The following is a 9989-nucleotide window of genomic DNA, read 5'->3' as shown; positions in this document are numbered from 1 at the left end:
CCCGCCGTGCCGACTCGCTGCGCAAACATGCCGGTCAAGTGGCCTTCCCCGGCGGAAAAACCGACGCCGAAGACGGATCGGCGATCGTCACGGCGCTGCGAGAAGCGCAGGAAGAAGTAGCGATACCGCCGCAAGCGGTGACTGTCCTCGGCCAAATGGCGCCGCTCGACAGCAGCACCGGATTTCAGGTTACCCCTATCGTCGGCCTCATCCCGCCGGACGTGCAGTTCCACGCCAATGAAGGCGAAGTGGCGGACGTGTTCGAGATGCCCCTGCGGGAAGCGCTGACCCTGTCGCGTTACTATCCGCTGGATATTCATCGCGCCGGCCATACCCACCGCATCTACCTCTCCTGGTATCACAGCCAGTTTATCTGGGGGCTGACCGCCGCCATCATTCGGCGCCTGGCGCAACAGGTCAGTATTTAGCCCGCATTACGTGATCTGACTCGCAATCTGGCACGGTTGCCGGCCTCCTCGGCGGGTAAAGCGATCGCTATCACTTCATTTGATCGCTTTTTCAACTACCGTTCCGTTTGAATGGTTTTAAAAAAACTGTAAACCCTCTCTTAAACCTTACGAAATACCTGTAAAATACCACCGTCCGAGATAAACCACTGTAGAAACAGGGATTAAGCCGGCGGCGTTCAGCACGGAAAGCTGGCGCGATTACCGCTAATGGAGCTTGGGCGAAAGCGGATACCCCGCACAAGGGTTCGCCCCGGGTAATCAGTAAAAAAAGCGACACCACGGATTATTTAATTTCATGCGAAAAAGGCAGCCGAACCCGCACGGCCCTTTTACAATATCGCTGTTCCCTGCGCGGTTTTTGACCGCCGCAGCCATAACAATACGTCTCTTTAAGGAGTTTTAGCGTGATTAGCGTTTTCGACATGTTTAAGATCGGCATCGGCCCGTCCAGCTCTCATACGGTTGGACCGATGAAAGCCGGCAAACAGTTTGTCGACGATCTGGTAAATAAAGGCCTGATGCCTTCTATCACGCGTGTTGCCGTAGACGTTTACGGCTCACTCTCATTGACCGGCAAAGGTCACCATACCGATATCGCCATCATTCTCGGCCTGGCCGGCAACATGCCGGACACCGTCGATATCGATAGCATTCCGGGTTTTATTCGCGATGTAGAACAACGTCAACGCCTGATGCTGGCCAACGGCCTGCATGAAGTCGATTTCCCTCGCGACGGCGGCATGGTCTTCCGCAGCGACAACCTGCCGCTGCACGAAAACGGCATGCAGATCCACGCCTTCGCCGGCGATAAAGAAGTGTACAGCAAGACCTATTACTCTATCGGCGGCGGTTTCATCGTCGACGAGGAGAATTTCGGCAAGGCCGCCGAGCAAGAACTGCAAATGCCATATCCGTTCAACTCCGCGCGCGAAATGCTCGACCACTGCCGCGAGACCGGTCTGTCGCTGTCCGGCATGGTGATGCAGAACGAACTGGCGCTGCACAGCAAGCAAGAGATCGAGACCTACTTCGGCAACGTGTGGCAAACCATGCGCGCCTGTATCGATCGCGGTCTGAACACCGAAGGCGTACTGCCGGGGCCGCTGCGCGTACCGCGCCGGGCCTCCGCGCTGCGCCGCATGCTGGTGGCGTCGGACAAACTGTCCAGCGATCCGATGAACGTGATCGACTGGGTCAATATGTTCGCGCTGGCGGTTAACGAAGAAAACGCCGCCGGCGGCCGCGTGGTCACTGCGCCGACCAACGGCGCCTGCGGCATCGTGCCTGCGGTGCTGGCTTACTACGATCACTTCATCGAGTCCGTCAGCCCGGATATCTACATCCGCTACTTTATGGCGGCGGGTGCCATCGGCGCGTTGTACAAGATGAACGCCTCCATTTCCGGCGCCGAAGTCGGTTGCCAGGGTGAAGTCGGCGTTGCCTGCTCCATGGCGGCGGCCGGTCTGGCCGAACTGCTGGGCGGCAGCCCTGAGCAGGTCTGTGTGGCGGCGGAAATCGGCATGGAACACAACCTGGGTCTGACCTGTGACCCGGTCGCCGGCCAGGTGCAGGTGCCGTGCATCGAGCGCAACGCCATCGCCTCGGTCAAGGCGATCAACGCCGCCCGCATGGCCCTGCGCCGCACCAGCGAGCCGCGCGTTTCGCTGGATAAGGTGATCGAGACCATGTACGAAACCGGCAAAGACATGAACGCCAAGTACCGCGAAACGTCACGCGGCGGCCTGGCAATCAAGGTGCAATGCGACTGACAGACAACCCCGCCATCCGGCGGGGTTTTTTATGGGTAATCAATTCATTGGCCGCTTTTTGTGACAATGTCACCAGAAAAAATCCTGCATTTCTCTCATCGATCCGGCGGTTAGCCTGCAAATTGACCTTCTGTTTTGCCAAATCGAAATAATTTACTGAGTTACCATCAATCTTGTATAACCTCAGGCTAGAATTAGCCGAGCGCAACTTAAGGATCTATGACCTGACCGTGACTCGGGGCTGGATTACCGAACAAGGATTTACCGGATGTTGATGACCCACCTCGCCGCGTCCCGATATCGTTATTACCGTTGGCTGCTGGCCGGAGCGGTGGGCGCGGCTATTCTGTTGGTATCGCTGTATACCCGTTATTATCAAGAGGTCAAAAGTATCGAGCTGAGCCAACAGACATTGGCCACCCGCACCGTCGGCAAGCTCAACCAGTTGCTGACACCGGCTCAGCTGCAGGCGGAGCGCAGCATGGACATGCTGGACCAGCCCTGCGAGAACGTTTCGTCGACCCTGCGCTTTCGCGCCGCGCAGAATCAGGCGCTACGCGCCATGTTGCTGGTAAAAAACGGCATTATTTACTGCTCCAGCCTGTTTGGTTCCCGTCATTATCAGCTGGCCGCGGTCATGCCGACCTTCGTCAACAGCAACGCCAGGCTGGCGCTGCGCCCCTCGCTGGCGGTGAGCAAAGGCCTGCCCACGCTGGTGATGTGGACGCCATCCCCCCGCGATAAAACCAGCGGCGTGCTACACGTGTTTAATATCGAGCTGCTGTCCAACTTTTTACTCGAGCCGCAGGAGCCTTACGTTCAGCGCGTGGTGCTGAACGTGGCTGACAGCAGCCTGGAATACGGCCGACGCGAAATCCTGAGCCGCGACACCCTGACCAACGATCTGCGCTACACCGCCGGCTCTGCGCTATACCCGTTCTCGATTTCGCTGTTCGGCCCGCAGATCGGCATGCTGGCGCTTTCCGCACTGCCGCGCCATATCCCGCTGGCGCTGCTGATCAGCCTGTTGGCCGCCTATGTGGTCTATCTGCTCACCGCTAACCGCATGAGCCTGTCTTATCACATCGGCCATGCCATCACCCATCGTGAGTTCCGCGTCTATTGCCAGCCCATCATTCATAGCGACACCGGGCGCTGCGCCGGCGTCGAAATGCTGCTGCGCTGGAAAAAGAAGCGTCAAGGGTGGATCTCCCCCGACGTGTTTATTCCGCTGGCCGAGCAGCATGAGCTGATCATTCCGCTGACCCGTTATCTGATGAACACCGTGACGGAAAATCTGCAGCTGTTCCCGCCGCGACCGTCGTTCTACATCAGCATCAACGTCGCCGCCGAACACTTTAAAACGCTCAACATCATCGACGATATCCGCCGGATTTGGCTGCCGGCGCATCCGATGCCGTCACTGATGCTGGAGCTGACCGAGCGCACCGCGCTATCGGCGATCCAGCATGACCAGATCCGGACGCTGAAAGACATGGGGATCATGCTGGCCATCGACGATTTCGGCACCGGCCACAGCTCGCTGAGCTACCTGAAGAACCTTAGCCCGGACGTGTTAAAGATCGACCGCGGGTTTACCGCGGCCATCGGCACCGACGCGGTCAACGCCACGGTGACCGATACCATCATTACGCTGGCGCAGCGGCTGAAACTGAAGCTGGTGGCTGAGGGGGTAGAAACGGCGGAACAGGCCGACTATCTGCGCTCACGCGAGGTCAATGCCCTGCAGGGGTATTATTTTGCCAAGCCGATGCCGATCCACGTTTTCCCGCTGTGGTTGCAGCAGTACGAATCGCGCGTGAGGAAAACGGAAGAGCATCCGCCGGAGGCCTGAGCCTCCGACGGGTGGGTTACGAATGCGCCGGTTCGTCGAAGACGGCGCGGGTGACACGCACCAACTCGATGCGATAGTCGGAGACCTCGACAATATCGAAACGCAGGTGGTTCAGTTCAATGGTGTCCCCCACCACCGGCATCTGGCCGTAGTGGGCTAACAGCAGCCCCGCCAGAGTGGCGTAGTCTGCGGTTGGGCTGACCAGGTCGTCACAGGCCAGCGCCTGTTCCAGCGAGTGCAGGTCGGTCCCGCCCTTGACCAGCCAGCCGTCACCTTCCGCCACGATGTCCGGCGTTTCATCTTCGTCCGGAAACTCGCCGGCGATCGCTTCCAGCACGTCCAGCGGCGTCACCAGCCCCTGCACCACGCCGAACTCGTTGGTGACCACCACCAGGCGCCCTTTGGCGCGGCGCAGCACCGCCAGCAGCTTGATGACATCCATGGTTTCCGGCACCACGATCGGCGGCGTGCGCGCGGCAAACTCGGCGATATCTTCCCCTTGCTCCAGCGCCACCAGCAGATCCTTGGCGCGTACCACGCCAACGATCTCATCCACCGAGTCGCGACACACCGGGAACAGGCTGTGCGGCGTATCCAGCAACTGTGCGCGCACCTCCTCACGGGAGCGCTCGCAGTCGACCCAGGAGATATCCGTGCGCGGCGTCATCACGCTGCGCAATGAGCGCGAGGCCAGCGTCAGCACGCCGCTGATCATATAACGCTCTTCCGCCGCAAAGGTTTCATCCCGCGGCAAGGCGACCTCATCGTCCGCCTGCTGCGCGCGCTGCTGCCCCATCAGGCGCATGATCGCTTCCGCGGTGCGCTCGCGCATCGGGCGACGCGCCTGATGCTTGATGAAGTTGCGACGCGCGATCTGATTGAACAATTCAATCAGGATCGAGAAGCCGATCGCGGCGTACAGATAGCCTTTAGGAATATGCAAGCCGAAGCCTTCGGCGATCAGGCTCAGACCGATCATCAACAGGAAGCTCAGGCACAGCACCACAATGGTCGGGTGCGCGTTGACGAAGTTGGTCAACGGTTTGGACGCCAGCAGCATCACCGCCATCGCGATCACCACCGCCGCCATCATCACCGGCAGATCGTTCACCATGCCTACGGCGGTAATCACCGCATCGAGCGAAAACACCGCGTCCAGGATCACGATTTGCACCACCACCGCCCAGAACTTGGCGTAACCGCGGTTGGCGCCATCCTGGTGCGTCTGCCCTTCCAGCCGTTCATGCAGCTCCATGGTGGCCTTGAACAGCAGGAATACCCCGCCGAACAGCAGGATAAGATCGCGGCCGGAGAAGCTGAAATCGCCGACGCTGAACAGCGGCGTGGTCAGGGTTACCATCCAGGAGATCACCGACAGCAGGCCCAAACGCATCAGCAACGCCAGCGACAGACCGATGACGCGCGCCTTATCGCGCTGCTTAGGCGGCAGTTTGTCGGCCAAAATGGCGATGAACACCAGGTTGTCGATGCCCAACACGATTTCCAGCACCACCAGCGTAAGCAACCCCGCCCAAATAGAGGGGTCCATTAAAAATTCCATATCAGACTCCAGAGAAAAGTGGGAATGAGCGCACGCCGCTCAAACGTGACGATGCCGCCGCTGCATGGGCGCAGTCGACAATAGCAAAGTGACGGGGTGGGATTACCGGGAGATGGCCGAAGGGCCGAACAGCATATGCAACGCCAGCAGGTGGCGGGTGAAACCTGGAAAAACAGTTACTTCGGTGACAGTCCATAGGGAGGGCTGAGGCCCTTCACTCCTTAGTGATGAAAGAGGAAATTACTGTATCAGGATTTTTCTGGGGGACAAAGCAGCTTTTTCAACGGCGGTTTAGGGTGACGCCACGCCATATCGTCTGCGACAGCTAAGATTTCTCCGAGCATTCAATAGCGGAGCAGCGTCACAAAAAATATTTTTTCACTCACTAAAATAAATCTCGCGTTCGTGAAGTATCACGCACAGGCATTTGAAACTGCGTGAGAAATGTTAGGCGTGCGTTTCTTTTTTTCTACCATAATGTATCTGAACCGCGGAAGTGACTGCCAAGACGGCGCGGAGAAACGACACAAACCGCGTCTGGAGTTCAACGAGGAGGTAGCGAGTGGCAATAGCTATTATCATCGGCACACACGGGGCTGCAGCGGAACAACTGCTGAAAACGGCGGAGATGCTATTGGGCGAGCAGGACAACGTCGCCTTTATAGACTTCGTTCCCGGTGAGAATGCCGAAACGTTAATCGTCAAGTACAACGAGAAAATCAGTGGATTGGATACCAGCGGCGGCGTGCTGTTCCTGGTGGATACCTGGGGCGGCAGCCCGTTCAACGCCGCCAGCCGCATTGCGGTCGACAAAGAAAACTATGAGGTCGTCACCGGGGTCAACATCCCGATGCTGGTGGAAACCTTCATGGCGCGGGACGACAACCCCGCTTTCAATGAACTGGTGGCGCTGGCGTTGGAAACCGGCCGAGAAGGCGTGAAAGCGCTGAAAAAACCGCAGGAAGAACCCGCAAAACCCGCAGCGCCCGTCGCCAAAGCCGCTGCCCCTCAGGCGCCGTTGGGGCCGAACGACCACATGAAAATCGGCCTGGCGCGCATCGATGATCGCTTAATCCACGGCCAGGTCGCTACCCGCTGGACCAAAGAGACCAACGTCAGCCGTATTATCGTCGTCAGCGATGAAGTCGCCGCCGACCATGTGCGCAAAACCCTGCTGACTCAGGTTGCCCCGCCGGGCGTCACCGCCCACGTGGTGGACGTGGCGAAGGCTATCCGCGTCTGGAACAACCCCAAATACGCCAACGACCGCGTGATGCTGTTGTTTACCAATCCGACCGACGTCTGGCGTCTGGTGGAGGGCGGCGTGGATATTCAATCCGTCAATATCGGCGGCATGGCGTTCCGCCAGGGGAAAACCCAGGTGAACAACGCCGTTTCCGTCGATGAAAAAGATATCGAAGCGTTTAAGAAACTGAACGATCGCGGTATCGAGCTGGAGGTGCGTAAGGTCTCGTCCGACAGCCGGCTAAAAATGATGGACCTGATTAACAAACTCAATTAGTGGCGCCAGCCGCTGATTATTTTACTCAGAGCTTTTTTGGTCATAGGAGAAGTGCAATGGAGATCACCACTCTTCAGATTGTGCTGATATTTATCGTTGCCTGTATCGCCGGGATGGGTTCCGTCCTCGACGAGTTCCAGTTCCACCGTCCGCTGGTCGCCTGTACCCTGATCGGCTTCATTCTCGGCGATATGAAAACCGGCATCATCATCGGCGGTACGCTGGAAATGATCGCGCTCGGCTGGATGAACATCGGCGCGGCGGTCGCGCCGGATGCCGCCCTGGCGTCCATCATCTCGACCATCCTGGTCATTGCCGGTGGGCAAAGCGTCGGCGCCGGTATCGCCCTGGCCATTCCGCTGGCGGCGGCCGGCCAGGTGTTAACCATCATCGTGCGAACCCTCACCGTGGCCTTCCAGCACGCAGCGGACAGCGCGGCGGAGCGCGGCAGCCTGCGCGCCATTAGCTGGATCCATGTCGGTGCCCTGCTGCTGCAGGCGATGCGTATCGCCATCCCGGCGGTCATCGTCGCCATCTCGGTGGGCACCGCTGGGGTGCACGCCCTGCTCAACTCGATCCCGGAAGTGGTCACCAGCGGCCTGAACATCGCCGGTGGCATGATCGTGGTGGTCGGTTACGCAATGGTGATTAACATGATGCGCGCCGGCTACCTGATGCCGTTCTTCTATCTCGGTTTCGTTACCGCCGCCTTCACCAACTTCAACCTGGTGGCGCTCGGCGTCATTGGCGTGGTGATGGCCGTGCTGTATATCCAGCTCAGCCCGAAATACAACAAGTCTCAGGTTGTCCAGGCCGGCCCGGCTAACGCGAACGATCTCGATAACGAACTCGACTAGGAATAGGTGAGAGAAATGGTTGATACGACTGCTCAAAAGAAACTCACGCCGGCCGATATTCGCGGCGTATTCCTGCGTTCGAACCTGTTCCAGGGTTCATGGAACTTCGAACGCATGCAGGCGCTGGGTTTTTGTTTCTCGATGGTGCCGGTGATCCGTCGCCTGTATCCGGAAAACAATGACGATCGCAAACATGCGATCAAGCGTCACCTGGAGTTCTTCAACACCCACCCTTACGTGGCGGCGCCGGTGCTCGGCGTGACCATGGCGATGGAAGAGCAACGCGCCAACGGCGCGCCGATCGACGACGCCGCAATCAACGGCATCAAGGTCGGTTTGATGGGGCCTCTAGCGGGCGTCGGTGACCCGATCTTCTGGGGCACCGTGCGGCCGGTATTCGCCGCGCTTGGGGCGGGCATCGCCATGAGCGGCAGCCTGCTTGGACCGATCCTGTTCTTCGTGCTGTTCAACCTGGTGCGCCTGCTGACCCGCTACTACGGCGTGGCCTACGGTTACCGCAAAGGGGTCGATATCGTCAACGACATGGGCGGCGGCTTCCTGCAGAAACTGACGGAAGGAGCGTCCATTCTCGGCCTGTTTGTCATGGGGGCGCTGGTCAACAAGTGGACGCACGTGAATATCCCGCTGGTGGTGTCCAAGATAACCGACCAGACCGGGCATACCAACGTCACCACGGTGCAGACCATCCTCGATCAGTTGATGCCGGGCCTGGTGCCGTTGCTGCTGACCTTCGCCTGTATGTGGCTGCTGCGCAAGAAAGTCAACGCGCTGTGGATCATTATCGGCTTCTTCGTCATTGGCATCTTTGGCTATTGGATTGGCCTGCTGGGCCTGTAATCGTTCGAAACGGCCGGGGGGCAACCCCCGGCTTTTTTATGTGTGGAGCAAGAGATGTCACTGACCGACGCCGTACTGATGCTGTTTATCGCCCTGCTGTTGCTGTATTCGCTGTATGACGAATTCGGCATGGATCTGCTGAAAGGCAAAACGCGGCTCAAAGTGCCGCTCAAACGCCGTAACCGCCTCGACAGCCTGATTTTCGTCGGCCTGATCGCCATTCTGATTTACCGCAATGTCACCGACAACGGCGCGGTATTAACCACCTATCTGCTTATTTCTTTGGCGCTGCTCGCTATCTATGTTTCTTATATTCGCGCGCCCAAAATGGTGTTTAAAGCGCACGGATTTTTCTTCGCCAATGTGTTTGTCGAATATAACCGCATTAAAGCCATGAATTTATCGGAGGACGGCATTCTGGCCGTCGACCTGGAACAGCGCCGGCTGTTGGTTCAGGTGACGCACTTGGACGACCTGGAGAAGATTTACCACTTTTTCATTGATAATCAATAAATAAAGAAAAACTCATTTTACTTTCGCTCAAACCTTGCGCTGCTTATGGATAATTAATCGGCAGCGCTATTTCCTTTCTGACTATTATTTCCGCAACATTGTTACCCGCGTCTACATTATATTCCCCCATGAACTCAGATTAATGAAAACGAGTCTCAATTAAGAACAAAAACCACACCAGAATAAAGTTGTCGGCACCGGAAATAATATGGTATGGTTGCGCCGTCATTGGGGAGTAGCCGGTTTCTGGAGAATAAAAACCAGAAACGCCCGTATCAACATACTCGTTTCGCCGTATGAAACGTGGTGCGGGCAGCCAGGTAAGGTTGGCGAGACCATAGACACGTAACTCCGTCGTTTGGTTGGGGGTGGGTTACGTGTATATGGAGCCACCCGGCCGAGGCTATTTCACATGAACCTTTCAGCAACGCTTATTCTCGCTTTCGGCATGTCCATGGATGCTTTCGCCGCTTCGATCGGCAAAGGTGCCAGTCTGCATCAACCGCGCTTTCGCGAAGCGATCCGCACCGGCCTGATCTTCGGCGTGGTCGAAGCGATCACCCCGCTCATCGGTTGGGCCATCG

8 protein-coding genes and 1 riboswitch are annotated in these 9989 nt (G+C 57.8%); of the genes, 7 read left to right on the top strand and 1 reads right to left on the bottom strand.

Annotation, left to right across the window (positions count from 1 at the left end):
• From ADK28_RS21080 to ADK28_RS21070, 3 genes are all read left to right on the top strand, one after another.
• Positions 1-428: CoA pyrophosphatase (locus tag ADK28_RS21080; protein WP_048796581.1), on the top strand; the 428-nt coding region annotated here is incomplete at its 5' end.
• A gap of 446 nt (positions 429-874) precedes the next feature.
• On the top strand, positions 875-2239 hold the full coding sequence (gene sdaA / locus ADK28_RS21075; protein ID WP_004927589.1) for an L-serine ammonia-lyase: 1365 nt from the start codon (positions 875-877) through the stop codon (positions 2237-2239).
• Positions 2240-2507: 268 nt separating this feature from the next.
• Complete coding sequence (locus ADK28_RS21070) at positions 2508-4094, top strand: EAL domain-containing protein (protein WP_048796580.1); 1587 nt, start codon at positions 2508-2510, stop codon at positions 4092-4094.
• Between the two features lie 16 nt (positions 4095-4110).
• On the opposite strand, the gene ADK28_RS21065 is transcribed toward ADK28_RS21070, so the two are convergent.
• Positions 4111-5655: a TerC family protein gene (locus ADK28_RS21065; protein WP_016927405.1), complete on the bottom strand. Its 1545-nt coding sequence runs from the start codon at positions 5653-5655 to the stop codon at positions 4111-4113.
• Between the two features lie 562 nt (positions 5656-6217).
• Here ADK28_RS21065 and manX point away from each other — a divergent pair.
• From manX to ADK28_RS21045, 4 genes are read left to right on the top strand one after another with little or no spacing between them, the layout of a single operon-like run.
• Positions 6218-7177, top strand: a complete 960-nt coding sequence (manX, locus tag ADK28_RS21060; RefSeq protein WP_048796579.1) for a PTS mannose transporter subunit IIAB — start codon at positions 6218-6220, stop codon at positions 7175-7177.
• Positions 7178-7233: 56 nt separating this feature from the next.
• The gene (locus tag ADK28_RS21055; protein ID WP_015378156.1) at positions 7234-8034 is read left to right on the top strand and encodes a PTS mannose/fructose/sorbose transporter subunit IIC; all 801 of its coding nucleotides are present in this window, start codon (positions 7234-7236) and stop codon (positions 8032-8034) included.
• A 15-nt stretch (positions 8035-8049) separates the two neighbouring features.
• Positions 8050-8892, top strand: coding sequence for a PTS mannose transporter subunit IID (locus ADK28_RS21050; protein WP_048796578.1), 843 nt, complete (start codon positions 8050-8052; stop codon positions 8890-8892).
• Positions 8893-8946: 54 nt separating this feature from the next.
• Positions 8947-9405 carry a DUF986 family protein gene (locus ADK28_RS21045; protein WP_016927403.1) on the top strand — a complete coding sequence of 153 codons (459 nt, stop codon included), beginning with the start codon at positions 8947-8949 and terminating at the stop codon, positions 9403-9405.
• A 218-nt stretch (positions 9406-9623) separates the two neighbouring features.
• A riboswitch (yybP-ykoY riboswitch) is annotated at positions 9624-9806 on the top strand.
• Positions 9807-9989 lie beyond the last annotated feature (183 nt).

It is taken from the genome of Serratia sp. 506_PEND (assembly GCF_001076875.1).
Lineage (GTDB): Bacteria > Pseudomonadota > Gammaproteobacteria > Enterobacterales > Enterobacteriaceae > Serratia > Serratia marcescens.
The sequence above is the reverse complement of the archived record's forward strand: the minus strand, read 5'-3'. Positions and strand labels throughout refer to the sequence as shown.

Coding starts and splice junctions, on each gene's coding strand:
- ADK28_RS21065 (WP_016927405.1), bottom strand. CDS start 5,655: ATGGAATTTTTAATGGACCCCTCTATTTGGGCGGGGTTGCTTACGCTG.
- ADK28_RS21070 (WP_048796580.1), top strand. CDS start 2,508: ATGTTGATGACCCACCTCGCCGCGTCCCGATATCGTTATTACCGTTGG.
- ADK28_RS21055 (WP_015378156.1), top strand. CDS start 7,234: ATGGAGATCACCACTCTTCAGATTGTGCTGATATTTATCGTTGCCTGT.
- ADK28_RS21050 (WP_048796578.1), top strand. CDS start 8,050: ATGGTTGATACGACTGCTCAAAAGAAACTCACGCCGGCCGATATTCGC.
- ADK28_RS21045 (WP_016927403.1), top strand. CDS start 8,947: ATGTCACTGACCGACGCCGTACTGATGCTGTTTATCGCCCTGCTGTTG.